We start from the raw sequence: 14,714 nt of genomic DNA, 5'->3' as shown, positions 1-14,714 counted from the left end.
CCTGGTGCGTCTTTTATTTCGGCATTTCAGTTCTGTTGATTGTTTTGTCCACAATCACGGGTTCGGTTCCTGCTTTCGGATTTATCTATCAAAAAAAACTCAAGGCCAATCGCTATTGAGAGTGCTCCCCATTTGTTATTGATTAATCTTCATCTATGGCAAATGGAAACGATATTGCAGGAATATTGTTGCACAGGGATATGCATTTCCTGTGTCGATTCCATCAGCAAATCGAAGTTAATTCTCGCTGATAATTCCGTTGATTTAATCCTGCTCGATATGGATGCCATGACCGAAGCCGGTCCTCAATTGGTGCATGATTTCAGCGGTACTGATTGCGTGATCCTGGTTAATGAGCGTCAGGCCTATCTTGCGGCGGAAGCGATGCGAGCGGGGGCCATCGACTGACATCATCAAGCCCTTCAGTGGCCAGCAGATGGTTGATGCGGTGAAGGGGGCGCTGCGTCTGCGGCAGGCAATTCCAGATCTGATACGCTGTCTCCGCCATGAGCCTGCAAGTGTTGCAGCTTGCTCGCCGGGCAGCCGAAACGGCAGCCACCATTCTTATCGGTGGTGAGTCTGGAACGGGCAAGGAGCGTCTGGCGCGTTACATCCACGAGATGTCCAGCCGTGCTCACAAGCCGTTTGTCGCCATCAATGCGCCGCCATTCCCGAGTCCATGCTCGAATCCATTCTGTTTGGCCACAACGAAGGGGGCCTTCACCGGCGCGAACGGGTTCGCAGCCCGGCAAGTTCGAGCAGGCGCAGGGCGGGACCCTGCTGCTCGACGAAATCTCCGAACTGCCGTTGACGCTGCAGGCAAAATTGCTGCGGGTCTTGCAGGAGAAAGAAGTTGAGCGGCTCGGTAGCCATCAAACCATAGCGCTGGATGTGCGGATCATCGCCGCCAGCAACAAGGATCTGCGTACCCTGGCGGTTGCCGGCCAGTTCAGGGAAGACCTCTTCTACCGCCTCGACGTGTTGCCGATGAACTGGCCTGCATTGCGCGAGCGTCCCCGACGACATATTGCCGCTGGCGGAATATTTCATTGAACGGCATGCGCCCGCAGCAGGGCTATCGCCTCAGTGAAAATGCGCGCAAGCAACTGCTGGCTTATCAGTGGCCGGGCAACGTCAGGCAGTTGGACAATGTCATTCAACGTTCATTAATCATGGCTCGCGGATTGCATATTCAGGCGGTCGATTTGATGCTGCCCAGTTATGTCGCGGAACCCAGCGATGGATTGGCGGAAGTCCTTTCCGTCCCGGAAGGGCTGAGTGAGACGCGTCGGCATGCAGAATTTCAATTTGTACTAGAGACCTTGCGCCGCTTCCGTGGCCATCGTACCCGCACGGCAGAAGCCCTTGGGATGACGACCCGGGCACTGGATACAAGCTGGCGGCGATGCGTGAGCAGGGCATTGATATCGAGCAGCAGCTTCAAAACTAAGGGATAACGGCGTGAAGATTGAAATGATGTCATCACAGGCAACGCTCTTGCAGCAGATGCAGGAGATGCAGCAAGTTGCCACTCAGGCCCCTTTATCGAATCAAATGATGTCTCGAATGTGTCATTAGGTGACGCCATGCGAGATGTGGTCGGGCGGGTCAATGAACAGCAAAACATCGCCTCACGGCTGATGACCGCCGTGGATGCAGGCCAGAGCGATAATCTGGTTGGTGCCATGGTTGCCAGCCAGAAAGCAGGGCCTCAGTTTTCCGCCCTCATGCAGGTGCGAAACAAGCTGATGACCGGTTTTGACGACATTATGCGTATGCCGCTCTGAGGTAAGTGATGACTGAACTGGTAACGTCTCCTCAGGGGACCGCCTCTGATTCGCTCAAGATCAGGCTGCAAGAGGGATTACGCAATTGGCGTACCCTCTCCCATGACAACAAATCGATCCTGACCATAGCGCTGCTCGCCGCCATTGTGGCCGGTACCATTGTCGTTATCCTGTGGACCTCCAGCAAGAATGTGCCTCTTTACGGCAAGCAGGAGTTGTATGACACCGCCAACATCATGGAGATGTTGGAGAAAGAGCAGGTGCCTTTCAGGTTGGAAAAGAGTACGGGTCAGGTCCTTGTTCCTGAAAAGCAGCTGGCTCATGTCAGGATGGCGCTGGCGGCCAGAGGGGTGAGCGCGGCTATGCCGTCTGGTCTGGAAGGCTGGACGATGTTGGGACCGGGTACCAGCGAATTTATGGAGGGAGCGCGTTATCGTCATGCCCTGGAAGGAGGAGCTGGCCAGAACCATCATAGCGCTAGATGTGTAAACCGACCAGGTTGTTCACAGATTGATGACTCGACGGCTGGTAGCCCACAAATACTGGCATGAGGACGATGCCAGTTGTACTCATGCAGCCACGGTTGCAAGTGCTCTGCCCGTTGCTCTGACGAGTCATAGCTCCGTGCATAGGCCCCACTCACGCAGCGCGGGCTCGAATGAAGCGCTCTGCTTTGCCATTGGTTTGTGGTGTGAAACAAGGCTTGGTGCGCAGATGCTTGAGCCCCAGCCGACGCACACCTTCCTGGAAGCGTTTTGACCGGTAACAGGCTCCATTGTCCGTGAGTAGCCGACTGAAACGAATGCCGAGCCCGGCGTAGTAGTGAAGTGCCTGTAACAGCGCCAGGCAGGCACTGCGTCCCGTTTCATCAGGATGCAGAGCGCTGAACGCCACACGGGAGTGGTCATCAATCGCCACATGAACACACTCCCACCCTGCGCCGCGTGAGTCCTTGCTGCGGTCGCCGGTGATACGATGGCCGGGACGGTGGAAACGCCCCAACTTTTTGATGTCCAGATGCAGCAAGTCGCCCGGTTTCTCATGTTCATAGCGTTGTACTGGAACAGCTGGGGCCAGATTGGCCAATCGATGAAGTCCCATGCGCTGCAAGATGCGGGCGACAGTACTGTGCCCTATGCCCAGAGATTGGCTGATGTGCCGATAGGTCCGTCGCTGCTTGCGCAGTTCGATAATCCTCTGTTGGCGCTGGTCATCAATGGCATGGGGGCAAGATGCGGGTCGAGAAGAGCGATTGTACAAACCATCAGGTCCCTCCTGGCGATATCGAGTGAGCCACTTGTAAGCGGTGCGGACACTGACCCCGGCAGCGTGAGCGGCCTCTTCAACGCGCAGGCCCTGCTCAGGAATACGCTGGACAAGAAGCTGTCGACCAAAGACGGTTAATCGGGCATTTTTATGATTGTTCACTCGGGCACCTCGGATGATTGGTTTGGTTGGTGCCTCCAATTCTCCGGGAATGCCCGAGTGAACAACCTACAGAGAGATTACACCTAGATGCCGTGCGCAGTGCCCGCGTTCATCTGGCGATTCCAAACGCACGCTGTTCGTGGGCGTGATGAAGAGAAACCGAGTGCATCGGTAATGCTCGATATGCAACCGGGCCAATCCATCGAAGCGGGTCAGGTTGAAGCAATTGCCAATCTGGTGGCGGTAGTATCTCCGGAATGAAACCCAGCGCCGTCACAGTGGTTGACCCGGCCAGCTGCTCAGTGCAGAGTTGGGGAGCATTGTGTTCCGGGAAAGCAGAGCGTTCAGCAGATGGAATACGTGCGCAAGCTGGAGCAATACATACGTCAACGCGCCACCGACATGCTTTACCCCATGCTGGGTACGGGTAACTTCCGGGTTCAGATTGCAGCAGATGTCAACTTCAATGCGGTTGAAGAGACTCAGCAGCAGTTCGATCCGCAAGGTGTGATCACCAAGGAGACCAACAAGTCTGACAAGACGGTCGATGCCCTCGCCATGGGGATCCCGGGAGCCCTCTCCAATCGGCCACCCGAGACGGCGCCCCAGGCTGAACCCGCAGATGGCGCCGCCGCGCCTGCGGAACCGCCCCCCAAGAACGACAGCCGGACCGAGCGCCAGGAGAGCAGTCGTCAATACGAAAATAGCCGCACCGTGGTGCATACCCGCTATCAGCAGGGGCGACTCGAGCGGATGAACGTCTCTGTGCTGCTTAACGAGCAGACCGCGCCGAAAGATGGCTGGAATGAGGCTCAGCTTGGCCAGATCCGCCAGATGGTGGAGAGGGCCGTCGGCTTTGATACTGGTCGTGGCGATCAGATCAGTCTGCAGGTGTTCAACTTCACCGATGAGGTGCATGTCGCACCACCCGAATCCAGCTGGTGGGAGACCCCTTACTGGCAGGATTCCCTGCGCTATCTGGTCGGTGGTTTGCTCGGTCTGACCCTGGTGTTCTTCGGCATACGTCCCCTGGTCAAACATCTGGTTCGTACCCAGCAGCCAGGGGGAGTGGCAAACGAAGAAGAGCAGGAAGATCTGGAGCCCGAGCTTGGTCTGCCACTGCAACGCCAGACCGATGAGGCACTGGCCCCCCCCCATAGCAAAGGGCTCATCCGCACTGATGATGAGCAAGGGCCCCATTTCACGGCGCTGGATCTCGATGCGTTGCCCGAACCGGGCTCTGAACTCGAGGTACAGTTGAAGCATCTGCAGCTTCTGGTGGACAAGGACACGGCCCGGGTGGCCGAAGTGGTCAAAGCATGGGTGAGTAGTAATGAGCAACGCTAACATGAACCAGAGTGCAGTGGACATCGATATAGACAACCTGGAGAAGGCGGCCATTTTGTTGCTCAGCATGGGGACGGAGGCGGCCGCCAAGGTGATGCAGAAGCTGTCACGGGACGAGGTGCAACGGCTCATCTCCAAGATGGCGGGCCTGTCCGGGGTCAGCTCCATCGAGGCGAAGTGGACCCTGCAGCAGTTCTTCATCCAGTACCGGGAGCAGAGCGGCATCGCCAGCGCCTCCCGGGATTATCTGGAGCAGACCCTGGATCTTGCCCTGGGCCAGCGCCTCTCCCGCAGCCTGCTCGATAGCCTGTATGGTGACGCCATGAGCCAGGATATCCAGCGTCTGCAGTGGGTGCCTGCCGAGGTGCTGGCACGCTTCTTCCGCAACGAACACCCGCAGATGCAGGCGGTCTTACTGGGCTTCTTGCCACCCCAAACGGCCTCGGCCGTGCTCAATGCCTTGCCAGGATCGCTCCACGATGATCTCTTGGTTCGGGTTGCCGGACTCAACTCGGTGAGCGAACATGTGCTCGATGAGCTGCGACTCACGCTGGATCGTTGTCTGGCCTATGTGGCGGATCAGTCCGGCGCCAAGGTCAACGGGGTGCGTCAGGTTGCCGATATCCTTAATCGTTACCAGGGCAACAAGGAGCAGATGCTCTCCTTGCTGCGAGAGCGCGATGGCGACATGGCCCTCGAAATAGAGAAGAACATGTTCGACTTCATGGCACTGCGTCGCCAGAGCGACGACACCTTGCAACGTCTGGTACAGGAGCTGCCCGCCGATCTGCTGGCATTGGCTCTCAAGAATACCGAGACCAGTTTTCGCAAGGTGGTGCTCGGTGCCATGCCCAAGCGGATGGCCCAGTCCCTCGAAGCGCAGATCCAGGATCAGGGCAGTGTCTCTTTGCGCAAGGTGGAGCAGGCTCGGGACGAAATCATGCAACTGGTGCGGGAACTGGTCGAACAGGGCGAAGTCGAGTTCCAGCTGTTCGAAGAACCCACGGTCAACTGATGAGAGACAAGCATGCCTAACAAGATGCGCAAGTTGGCCCCGGGGGCGACTCGTCGCTACCGCTTCCCACAACTCGGCCAGGCCGGTGAGGGGGAGCCGAGCGAGCAGGAGCAGTTCGAGTTTGGCTATCAACAGGGAATGGAGCAGGGCCAGGATCTGGGGTATCAGGAAGGTTACCAGCAGGGGCTTACCAGTGGCCTGATCGAGGGTGAGAGTCGGGGCTTGGCTCAAGGCCAGGCTCGGGGCCTTGCCCAAGGGTTGGCTGAAGGGCGAGCCTCTTTCGACGAGGTCATGGTGCCTTTTGAGCAACTGCAGCAACAGTGGGATAGCCTCTGCCGGGCCCGCATGTTGCAACAAAAGCAGGTATTGGCCCAGTTGGTCGAGCAGGTAGCGCGGCGGGTCATCCAGGCCGAATTCACCCTCAACCCCCAACAAGTGTTGACGCAAGTCGAGCAGGCGCTTGCCAGTTTGCCGAGCCAGCCCGAAGAGTTGGTTATCTACCTCAATGAGGGGGACCGGCGTCGTCTGGCCGAACTGGGTGTAACCCGTTGTGCTGGCTGGCCGCTGCAACAGGATGCCGCCTTGGCCACGGGAGATGCCAGGCTCGAGACTCAGGCTGCGGTGATCGAAGTCAATACCGCGGAGCGGCTCGATGCCTGTCTGGACAAGATCAACAGCGCGCTGGATAGCAGCCTGAATGGATAAGCGTTTTCAGCAGGCGCTCAGTTCGGCACTGGATGACTTTGAACCAGCTCCCGGCTTTCGCCGTTATGGCCGCCTGGTCCGCGTCACTGGACTTACCCTGGAGGTCGTTGGCTGTCAGCTGGTGATGGGCCAACGTTGCCGGGTTGATACCGCTGGCGAAGGCTATCTGCTGGCAGAGGTAGTCGGATTTAATCGTGACGTCTCTTATCTGATGCCATTGCAGGCCATGAGCGGCCTCTATTCGGGCGCCAGAGTCTTGCCCATCTCGGGTGAGGAGACGATTCGGGTAGGGGAACACCTGCTTGGCCGCGTATTGGACGGCCTGCTACAACCTTTGGATGGCCTCCCTCTGGCGGAAGCCGGGGAGTGCGTCAGCTTGTTCAGCCCCCCCCTCAATCCGTTGCAGCGTACCCCGGTGCGCGAGCCGCTCGACGTAGGGGTGCGTGCCATCAATGGCCTGCTCACCGTCGGTAAAGGCCAGCGCCTCGGTCTGTTCGCAGGTTCTGGGGTCGGCAAGAGCATGCTGCTAGGCATGATGACCCGCAACACCACGGCACAAATCGTCATTGTTGGCTTGATTGGTGAACGAGGGCGTGAGGTGCGCGAGTTTATCGAACACAGCCTGGGCAGCGAAGGGCTGGCCCGGGCCGTGGTCATCGCCGCCCCAGCCGATCAGTCTCCGCTGATGCGGCTTCGCGCGGCACAGCTTTGTCATCGCCTCGCCGAATATTTTCGTGAGCAGGGGCAGGATGTACTGCTGCTGATGGACTCCCTGACCCGCTACGCTCAAGCCCAGCGTGAAATTGCTCTGGCCATCGGCGAGCCGCCCGCTACCCGGGGCTATCCACCCTCGGTGTTCAGTATGCTGACTCAGCTGGTGGAGCGGGCCGGTAACGGTGTCGATCCCAATGGCAGTCTGAGCGCCTTCTATACGGTGCTGGCGGAAGGGGACGATCAGCAAGATCCTGTCGTGGATGCGGCTCGTGCCATTCTGGATGGTCACATAGTGTTGACCCGGCGCCTTGCCGAGGAGGGCCACTATCCGGCCATCGACATAGGTGCTTCGGTCAGTAGGGTCATGCCCCAGGTGGTGTCGGCCGAGTGGCAATCCCTGGCGGTTACCCTGCGTCAGCTGTGGGGGCGCTATCAGCAGGTCCGTGAGTTGCTGCCTCTGGGTGGCTACCAGGCGGGGGCGGACGCACAGATGGATGAAGCCGTGCAGCGCTATCCCACCATAGCGGCCCTGCTGCAGCAGGGCATTCATGAGGTGACCCCCCTGGCAGAGACCCCTGCCGGGCTGCGCCAGGCTCTCGGCCGTCCGGCCTAAGGAGAGAAAGTGCTCAATGCGTATCTGGTTTTACAACAGCAGACGCTGGACGAGATGGGTAAGGAGCGCCAGCGCCTGCGTGAGCTGGCTCAGCGTGAGGAGCTGCGGGCATTCAGATTGCAGGAGGTGATCGCCAGCTTGGGTAAGGGGCAGGATTTTCATCCTTTGTTGCTGCAAAATCGTCAGCAGATGGATGTCCAGTTGCGTCGCTTGCACAGCCATCAGGTTCAACAATCGGCGATGGCGCGCCTCGATCTGGATCGCCATGAGTTGCAATTGCGTCAGCAGTTCGGGCGAGTTAAGGGGTTGGAGGGAGTGCTGGACAAGCGGGCCCTGGCAGACCGGAAACTCAGGGAGTCGCAGGAGCAGCGTCAGCTGGATGAGCTAAGCAGCCTGCGCCATCGAGCCCTGGGTAGTTGACGAAGGGCTGGTCACGGATAAAGGTTCAATAAAGGTTCAGATGAATCAAGCTTCCTGGCCATACTCCTGGCGCTGACCGAGCAAGGTATGCAGGGTTTCAATCTGCCCCGCCAGCAGGCGACCATTGCGATCATTTTGCCATTGGCACTGGCGTAGGCTGGACTCGAGTCGCTGCCACTGGTCTGCCATGGTGTGCTGCAACTGGGCGGGCAGGCGAGCAATCAGCTTGGCCATGCCCTGTTCATCCGGTGCCAGCCCAAGGGCGAGCAGATGTTGGCAACGCTGCTGAGCCTGCTGCTCTATCTGTTTCATCAGCTCAGTTTGCTGCAGATTGTGCTGAGTCAGCTCATCCACCTCATGCGTCGCCAGCAGTAGATGCTGGCGCTGCAACATATCGTGCAGCTCACCATAGCTGCCGAGATCGCGCTGTACCCCGAGCAATAGTTGCTTGACTCTCTGCTTGGCATCCAGCGGTCTGGCGAACTGGCTCATCGACGGTGCAGTTCCAATATGGCCTGGCTCAAGGCATCCATGTCGAGGTTCATACGTCCTTCCCCTATGGCTTGACGGATCTGCTTGACCTTGGCCATATCGACATCCGGTGTGTCGGCCAAGGTGATGCGGGCTTGTGCCATGGTCTGGGCGGTGGCACTGATCTGGCTCTCACCGCTCTGGCGAGGCGGGTTTGGCGTCGGCGCCGTGTCCTGCCTGCGTTGAGTAAGAGGCTGAGCCTGGATAGGGTCGGTGCGAGTGATCTTCATATATTCAATTCCTGATGGTCTACTGGAGTAAAGCGACCGCGGGTCAGCATAACTTGAATGGAGTGCTAGCTCAAAATCGTGTCTCTACCTCTCCCTTGCCCAGTACCCAGGTCTGGATCTCTCTGCCCGAGCTGTTGTTGCGCACCCTGATACCATCGCCGATGGCCCCATCTTCCAGCGCTTCCCCCCGAGTCGTGGCGGCAAAGCTGCCTTTACCTGCCCTGATCAGTACGCCTTCTCCTTGACGCACCGCCCACTGCTTCTGCAGATCGAGTTCACCGATGAGTTGTCCCATGCGCAGCCTGCGCCCACTTTTCTGCTCGAGCAAGGAGAGGCTAGCCGGAGTGAAGCCGCGTTGAATGCGACTGACTTCCAGCTCCTTGGCAACCAGATCGTCACCCTGGATAGCGCGTCCCTTGGCTATCTCCTGGGCCGTGGCCCAGACAGACATAAAGACGCTGACATCGACTCTGGCCCTGAGTTGCCATTGGGGATCGCCGCAACTGATGAGGTAGGGCCGTCGACCCCAGGGTTGACGATAGATACCACCGGCCTGCAACCCGAGGGTTTGCCGACAAGGGGGTAGGTGCGCCGCCGCCGGGGCGAGCCAGACCTGATAGTCGACGCGATTGGCTTGCCAGCCTTGCAGGGCCAAATAATCCTCGAGCTGATGCTGGGCCTGCTGGCGCAGGATCTGCTCCAGGGCGGTGATATCCAGTGTCTCCGTCTGGGCTTGCACCCCGGGAGACAGGGTGAGCAGCAGCATCAACAGGAGGCCTCCCCACTTCCTGCCGGGAAAGCCAGCTTCCCCCCGACTCGCCCCAGGCAGGGGGCGAAGCCACGCCACAGGGCGACCGGTGTGTTTTTTCATGGTTGGCATGAGTCTTGATATGGCCTGCACGGGTCTGACTATTTCGCTGACGAGAGGATGAAACATGAGTATCTCATTTGACAGTGCGCTGGGGGTACATCCCTATGCCCTGAATGTGCGAACGGATAGGGCGCGTATCCTCGCAGGTAATCTGGCAAATGTGGATACCCCGGGCTATCTGGCCAGGGACGTGGATTATAAGAGCATCTTGGGCCGGGTTGCACAGCAAGTGGCAGCCAAGGATGAGAGCGGTGCCATTGCGGGTGGGCGTTTGCAGGATGATATGCAGCATCCTCTCTACCGTATTCCATATCAGGTCTCCATGGATGGCAATACCGCCGAGCTCAGTGTGGAGCAGAGCAAGTTTGCCAACAATGCCACCGACTTTCAGACCAGCCTCACCTTCCTCAATATGAAAATCAGCGGGATCGCCAAGGCGATCGAGGGCCGTTAATCATGTCATTCAATCGAATCTATGACATCGCCGGCAGTGCTATGCGGGCACAGACGGTCCGTCTCGATACTGTGGCCTCCAATCTGGCCAACGTCGACAGTGTCGCGGGCCGGGAAGAGGAGGCCTTTCGTGCTATCAAGCCGGTGTTCTCCACCTTGTATCAGCGGGTTCAGGATGCCGATGGCATGGGGGCCGCCCAGGTGCAGATCGCCGGTATAGTCCAGTCCGATCGCCAGGTCGAGAAACGGCTCGAGCCCACCAATCCCATGGCCGATGATGATGGTTTCGTCTACTACTCCAACGTCAATGCGGTGGAGGAGATGGCCGACATGATGAGCGCCTCTCGTGGCTTCGAGACCTCGGTTGAGGTCATCAATCGTATTTCCAGCATGCAGCAGGGTCTGCTGCGCCTCGGGCAGGTCTGATCATGAGTCTTCCTCAGGTCAGTAGTCTGGACACGGCTCGCAGCGCCAGTCAGAGCGTGGATGACAACATCGCTGGCAACAGCACGGCGAGCGGTGGCATGCAGCTGCGCAACGAGTTTTTGCAGATGATGGTGGCCCAGCTCCAGAATCAGGATCCCACCAATCCCCTCGATGGCTCCCAGTACGTCACCCAACTGGCCCAGTTCAGCATGGTGGAAGGGGTCGAGCAGTTGAAGGTATTGCAGCAAAAGTCCATTGCCATGATGGATACCCAGCAGGTATTGCAGAGTACGGATCTGATTGGCCGGGATGTCATGGTGCCGACAGTTGCTCTGAAGCAGGGGGAAGAGAAGGCGATACGAGGCCAGATTGAGCTGGGGGGTGCCGCAGATCAGGTCGAACTCAAGGTATTTGATGAACACGGCACCCTGGTTGCAACCCGCAATTGGGGTGAAAGCAAGGCTGGAGCCATAGATTACGACCTGCCGGTGTTGCCGGCTGGCGCATATAGCTTCGAGGTGAAAGCCTCCCTGGCCGGGAACAGCGTACAGAGCAAGCACTATGCCGCCAGCACCGTGGACAGGGTCACCCTGCCCGGTACCGGCGAAATCATGTTAGAGGTGGCGGGGGTTGGGGAAGTTCCCCTGTTCAGTGCCATCCAGTTTGGCAAATCGGCATAAACCCATAGGAGCGACACAGTGTCTTTTAGTATCGGACTGAGCGGCCTGCGTGCCGTCAACCAGGAATTGAGCGTCATCAGCAACAACGTGGCCAACGTCAGCACCGCCGGTTTCAAATCAAGCCGTGCCGAGTTTGCGGCCATCTATGGTGGTGGCCAGGCGGGCGGGGTCGAGATGAACAACGTCTCCCAGAACTTCGATCGCAATGGTGACCTGATGCGCACCGGCCGTGGCCTGGATTTGGCCATCTCTGGCAATGGCTTCTTCCAGCTCAAGGATGGCAACGGCCAGACCTCCTACACCCGGGCTGGCATGTTCCAGCGCGATGCCAACAACTACCTCACCACCTCGACCGGGAATCGCCTGCAGGGTTATACCGTCAATGGTGCAGGTCAGCTGCAGACGGGGGTGGTTGGCGATCTGCAAGTCGGGACAGGCAGTCTGCCCGCTAAGGCCTCCGACTCCCTGGAGTTTGTTGGCAATCTAAAAGCGGATGCCAGCAACATCGATACGGTGCTCAATCCGTTCGATACCAGCAAGGCGGAGAGCTACAACTTCTCCCAGTCCAGCAAGGTGTTTGATTCCCTGGGCAGCGAACACAACATCACCCAGTATTTCGTCAAGGTAGGCAGCAACGACTGGCAGGTGCACTACACGGTAGATGGTGCCGCCAACGGGACCACCACCAACCTCAAGTTCAATACTGACGGCTCTTTTGACGCAGTGGGCAGCGGCGCCGACAAGGCGACTCTGGCATTGACGCCACAGGGTGCGGATCCCATGACCCTGGATATAGGCCTGAGCAAGTTCAGCCAGTACGCCTCCGACTTTAACGTCAGCCGTAACCAGTCAAACGGCTATACCTCGGGTGATCTGACCGGGGTCAGGATCGATGGTGATGGTGGTGTCTATGCCACCTTCACCAATGGCCAGAGCCTGCTGCAGGGCCAGGTGGTGATGGCAAACTTCGCCAACCCCAACGGCCTGTTGCAGAGCAACAACACCAGCTGGCAGCAATCCTTCTCATCCGGTCAGCCAGTGGTCGGCGCTCCGGGCAGTGGCACCCTGGGTTCGCTCACCTCGGGAGCCTACGAGGGCTCCAACGTGGACTTGACCGGTGAGCTGGTGAACCTGATGACCTCCCAGCGCAACTACCAGGCGAACGCCAAGAGCATCAGCTCGGCGGACAAGATGACCCAGGTGCTCTTCAACTCCTTCTGAGGCTGATCCGTGGAAAAGCTAATCTACACCGCCATGTCCGGCGCCCAGCACTCGCTGGTCGCTCAGCAGATCCGGGCCAACAACCTAGCGAACCTCAACACGGCTGGCTTTCGAGCTGACTTCGAGCGGGTCTCTGCCTATGCCCTGAGCGGGGATGGTTACCAGAGCCGCGTCATGGCGCGGGAAGAACAGGCCGGCACCGACTTTCGAGCGGGCGCCCTGATGCAGACGGATCGCAAGCTGGACGTGGCCGTGCGTGGGGAAGGTTTTCTGACGGTGCAAACGGCAGATGGTTCAGAGGCTTATACCCGGGCCGGCAATCTGGACGTCGATGCCGATGGCTTGCTCAGCCTCAATGGCCGCCCCGTGCTGGGGGATGGCGGCGAGCTGGTTGTTCCTGCCTATCGAGATCTCAGTTTCGGCAATGATGGGTCCCTCAGCATCACGCCTCCCGGTGGTGGCGCCCGTCTCGATGTGGGACGGCTCAAGCTGGTTAATCCGGCTGCCAATGAATTGATCAAAGGCCTGGACGGTCTGTTCCGTTTGCGTCAGGGCGGCGATGCCGAGCCGAGCGAAGAGGTGGTCATGGCTTCCGGTTTCCTGGAAGGGGGCAACGTCAACGCGGTCGACGAGCTGATCGGCAGCATGGCACTGACCCGCAACTTCGAATTGCAGGTCAAGTTGATGAAGACTGCGGACGATCAGGCCCGCCAGGGCGCCCGTCTCATCTCGGGCCAGGGTTAATCCTCAGAGCCAATATTTCGGATCCGGCCTGGGGCCGGATCCTCATGAACGCAGTGGAGAGAGTCGATGCACGCAGCATTATGGGTCAGCAAGACGGGCCTGTCGGCACAAGATGCCAAGATGGCCAGCATTTCCAACAACCTGGCCAACGTCAATACGGTCGGCTTCAAGCGCGATAGGGTTGCCTTCGAGGATCTCTTCTATCAGGTCCAGCGTCAGCCGGGTGCCCAGCAAGATCAGCAGAATCTGGCGCCGATCGGCATCCAGATGGGGAACGGTGTCCGGGTAGTAGGTACTCAAAAAGTATTCACCTCGGGTCAGTTCCAGAATACCAACCAGGAGCTGGACATGGCAGTGGTCGGGGCTGGCTTCTTCGGGGTTGAGCGCCCGGATGGCGAGACGGCGTACAGCCGCAATGGCCAATGGCATCGCAGCGCAGAGGGTTTGCTGGTCAATGCCGATGGTCTGCCCATGCTGCCGCAAATCCAGATCCCGGACAATGCAACCAAGGTCTCCATCGGTACCGATGGCACCGTCAGTGCTACTCTGCCTGGCCAGCAAGAGAATGTGGAGCTGGGTAGGATCACCCTGACCAACTTCGCCAACCCGGCCGGTCTGGAGGCCCTGGGCGGCAACCTGTACCGGGCCACGGGGGCCTCCGGTGAGGCAATCGAAGGGGTGCCAGGCGAAGATGCTATGGGAGCCATCAAGCAGTACACATTGGAGAGTTCCAACGTCAACGTGGTGGAAGAGATGGTCGACATGATCACCACGCAGCGCGCTTATGAAATGAATGCCAAGGTGGTCTCGGCGGCGGATCAGATGCTGAAGTTCGTGACCCAGGCCCTGTGATGATGAGCGTGTTCAGGCAGAGTCTCTGGCTGGTGTTGCTGCTCGGTGGCTGTGCCACCTATGAGCTGCGCGCCCCCGAGCCGGGTGAAGAGCAGTGGGCGCCCTCGCGCCCCAACCTGCCCGCGGTAGCCAGTGGTGAGGATGGCAGCCTCTATCGTGACAACTATATGTTCACCCTGTTTCAGGACAGGCGAGCCTATAGAGTCGGCGACATCTTGACCGTCATGCTGGAGGAGCGTACCCAGTCCAGCAAGAAGGCCAATACCAGCACCAGCAAGAGCAGCAGTCTCAATGTACCGGCCCCGTCCATCGGCGGAGAGGTGCGTACCGACTGGGGGGCGACTCTGAGTGCTGATCGTGATTTTGATGGCGGCGCTACGTCCAGCCAACAAAATACCCTGTCAGGCGCCATTACGGTCACCGTGGCAGAGGTGATGCCCAATGGGGTGATAGGGATCCGCGGCGAGAAGTGGATCCGCCTCAATCAGGGGGACGAATATGTGCGCCTCGGCGGCATGGTGCGGGTCGAAGACATCGATCAGCGCAATCGTATCTCGTCCCAGCGTATCGCCGATGCCCGCATCACCTATGCCGGACGAGGCGCGCTGGCCGACAGTAACCAGATGGGTTGGTTGAGCCGCTTCTTCAGTTCAGCCTTTGCACCATTTTGAGGACCC

General features: G+C 58.8%; 20 protein-coding genes and 4 pseudogenes. 20 read left to right on the top strand and 4 right to left on the bottom strand.

Annotated features, from left to right (window positions below; translation table 11 throughout):
• The first annotated feature begins 162 nt into the window (after positions 1-162).
• From ACSMDR_RS09730 to ACSMDR_RS09700, 7 genes and pseudogenes are all read left to right on the top strand, one after another.
• On the top strand, positions 163-408 hold the full coding sequence (locus ACSMDR_RS09730; protein WP_436468065.1) for a response regulator: 246 nt from the start codon (positions 163-165) through the stop codon (positions 406-408).
• Positions 409-506: 98 nt separating this feature from the next.
• Positions 507-677 (top strand): annotated as a pseudogene (locus tag ACSMDR_RS09725) (sigma 54-interacting transcriptional regulator); the annotation flags it as partial.
• Positions 668-811, top strand: a complete 144-nt coding sequence (locus ACSMDR_RS09720; RefSeq protein WP_436468242.1) for a hypothetical protein — start codon at positions 668-670, stop codon at positions 809-811. The pseudogene ACSMDR_RS09725 and the gene ACSMDR_RS09720, both read left to right, overlap by 10 nt.
• Positions 778-1,053: a sigma 54-interacting transcriptional regulator gene (locus ACSMDR_RS09715; RefSeq protein ID WP_436468241.1), complete on the top strand. Its 276-nt coding sequence runs from the start codon at positions 778-780 to the stop codon at positions 1,051-1,053. The genes ACSMDR_RS09720 and ACSMDR_RS09715 overlap by 34 nt, the downstream gene beginning before the upstream one ends.
• A gap of 5 nt (positions 1,054-1,058) precedes the next feature.
• Positions 1,059-1,457: an AAA-type ATPase lid domain-containing protein gene (locus ACSMDR_RS09710; protein WP_436468240.1), complete on the top strand. Its 399-nt coding sequence runs from the start codon at positions 1,059-1,061 to the stop codon at positions 1,455-1,457.
• Positions 1,458-1,461: 4 nt separating this feature from the next.
• Positions 1,462-1,787: pseudogene (lfiE, locus tag ACSMDR_RS09705) on the top strand (lateral flagellar hook-basal body complex protein LfiE).
• 17 nt (positions 1,788-1,804) lie between these two features.
• Positions 1,805-2,270: pseudogene (locus ACSMDR_RS09700) on the top strand (flagellar M-ring protein FliF); the annotation flags it as partial.
• Here the strand turns inward: ACSMDR_RS09700 and ACSMDR_RS09695 are convergent.
• Positions 2,265-3,215: pseudogene (locus ACSMDR_RS09695) on the bottom strand (IS481 family transposase). The pseudogenes ACSMDR_RS09700 and ACSMDR_RS09695 overlap by 6 nt on opposite strands.
• An 87-nt stretch (positions 3,216-3,302) precedes the next feature.
• Between ACSMDR_RS09695 and ACSMDR_RS09690 the strand changes: the two are divergent.
• The 6 genes from ACSMDR_RS09690 to ACSMDR_RS09665 all read left to right on the top strand — a co-directional run bounded on the left by ACSMDR_RS09690 (position 3,303) and on the right by ACSMDR_RS09665 (position 8,029).
• Entirely contained in the window at positions 3,303-3,476 is a 174-nt protein-coding gene (locus tag ACSMDR_RS09690; protein WP_436468064.1) for a hypothetical protein, read from the top strand.
• Between the two features lie 90 nt (positions 3,477-3,566).
• Entirely contained in the window at positions 3,567-4,562 is a 996-nt protein-coding gene (locus tag ACSMDR_RS09685) for a flagellar M-ring protein FliF C-terminal domain-containing protein (protein ID WP_436468063.1), read from the top strand.
• Positions 4,549-5,577 (top strand): lateral flagellar motor switch protein FliGL, encoded by a 1,029-nt coding sequence (fliGL, locus tag ACSMDR_RS09680; protein WP_436468062.1) that lies wholly within the window; start codon positions 4,549-4,551, stop codon positions 5,575-5,577. The genes ACSMDR_RS09685 and fliGL overlap by 14 nt, the downstream gene beginning before the upstream one ends.
• 12 nt (positions 5,578-5,589) lie before the next feature.
• Entirely contained in the window at positions 5,590-6,282 is a 693-nt protein-coding gene (locus tag ACSMDR_RS09675; protein WP_436468061.1) for a FliH/SctL family protein, read from the top strand.
• Positions 6,275-7,609, top strand: coding sequence for a lateral flagellar FliI-like assembly ATPase LfiI (lfiI, locus tag ACSMDR_RS09670; RefSeq protein WP_436468060.1), 1,335 nt, complete (start codon positions 6,275-6,277; stop codon positions 7,607-7,609). The genes ACSMDR_RS09675 and lfiI overlap by 8 nt, the downstream gene beginning before the upstream one ends.
• A 9-nt stretch (positions 7,610-7,618) precedes the next feature.
• Positions 7,619-8,029 (top strand): flagellar export protein FliJ, encoded by a 411-nt coding sequence (locus ACSMDR_RS09665; protein WP_436468059.1) that lies wholly within the window; start codon positions 7,619-7,621, stop codon positions 8,027-8,029.
• A gap of 45 nt (positions 8,030-8,074) precedes the next feature.
• Here ACSMDR_RS09665 and flgN read toward each other — a convergent pair whose 3' ends face one another.
• The 3 genes from flgN to flgA form a co-directional block, all read right to left on the bottom strand.
• Entirely contained in the window at positions 8,075-8,521 is a 447-nt protein-coding gene (gene flgN / locus ACSMDR_RS09660; protein WP_436468058.1) for a flagellar export chaperone FlgN, read from the bottom strand.
• Positions 8,518-8,790, bottom strand: a complete 273-nt coding sequence (gene flgM / locus ACSMDR_RS09655; RefSeq protein ID WP_436468057.1) for a flagellar biosynthesis anti-sigma factor FlgM — start codon at positions 8,788-8,790, stop codon at positions 8,518-8,520. Before flgM ends, flgN begins: the two co-directional genes overlap by 4 nt.
• A gap of 70 nt (positions 8,791-8,860) precedes the next feature.
• On the bottom strand, positions 8,861-9,556 hold the full coding sequence (flgA, locus tag ACSMDR_RS09650; RefSeq protein ID WP_436468239.1) for a flagellar basal body P-ring formation chaperone FlgA: 696 nt from the start codon (positions 9,554-9,556) through the stop codon (positions 8,861-8,863).
• Positions 9,557-9,725: 169 nt separating this feature from the next.
• On the opposite strand from flgA, the gene lfgB reads away from it, so the two are divergent.
• The 7 genes from lfgB (at position 9,726) to flgH (ending at position 14,708) form a co-directional block, all read left to right on the top strand.
• Positions 9,726-10,115 (top strand): lateral flagellar basal body rod protein LfgB, encoded by a 390-nt coding sequence (gene lfgB / locus ACSMDR_RS09645; protein WP_436468056.1) that lies wholly within the window; start codon positions 9,726-9,728, stop codon positions 10,113-10,115.
• A gap of 2 nt (positions 10,116-10,117) precedes the next feature.
• On the top strand, positions 10,118-10,540 hold the full coding sequence (gene flgCL / locus ACSMDR_RS09640) for a lateral flagellar basal body rod protein FlgCL (RefSeq protein ID WP_436468055.1): 423 nt from the start codon (positions 10,118-10,120) through the stop codon (positions 10,538-10,540).
• 2 nt (positions 10,541-10,542) lie between these two features.
• Complete coding sequence (locus ACSMDR_RS09635; protein ID WP_436468054.1) at positions 10,543-11,220, top strand: flagellar hook assembly protein FlgD; 678 nt, start codon at positions 10,543-10,545, stop codon at positions 11,218-11,220.
• Between the two features lie 18 nt (positions 11,221-11,238).
• The gene (gene flgEL, locus ACSMDR_RS09630) at positions 11,239-12,441 is read left to right on the top strand and encodes a lateral flagellar hook protein FlgEL (protein WP_436468053.1); all 1,203 of its coding nucleotides are present in this window, start codon (positions 11,239-11,241) and stop codon (positions 12,439-12,441) included.
• Positions 12,442-12,450: 9 nt separating this feature from the next.
• Positions 12,451-13,185 carry a lateral flagellar basal-body rod protein LfgF gene (gene lfgF, locus ACSMDR_RS09625; RefSeq protein WP_436468052.1) on the top strand — a complete coding sequence of 245 codons (735 nt, stop codon included), beginning with the start codon at positions 12,451-12,453 and terminating at the stop codon, positions 13,183-13,185.
• Between the two features lie 66 nt (positions 13,186-13,251).
• Positions 13,252-14,037 carry a lateral flagellar basal-body rod protein LfgG gene (gene lfgG, locus ACSMDR_RS09620; protein WP_042041854.1) on the top strand — a complete coding sequence of 262 codons (786 nt, stop codon included), beginning with the start codon at positions 13,252-13,254 and terminating at the stop codon, positions 14,035-14,037.
• Positions 14,037-14,708 carry a flagellar basal body L-ring protein FlgH gene (gene flgH / locus ACSMDR_RS09615; RefSeq protein WP_436468051.1) on the top strand — a complete coding sequence of 224 codons (672 nt, stop codon included), beginning with the start codon at positions 14,037-14,039 and terminating at the stop codon, positions 14,706-14,708. The genes lfgG and flgH overlap by 1 nt, the downstream gene beginning before the upstream one ends.
• Positions 14,709-14,714 lie beyond the last annotated feature (6 nt).

Origin of the sequence: Aeromonas molluscorum (genome assembly GCF_051376105.1) — a bacterium.
Taxonomy (GTDB): Bacteria; Pseudomonadota; Gammaproteobacteria; order Enterobacterales; family Aeromonadaceae; genus Aeromonas; species Aeromonas molluscorum.
This window is presented reverse-complemented; position numbering and strand designations above follow the sequence as displayed.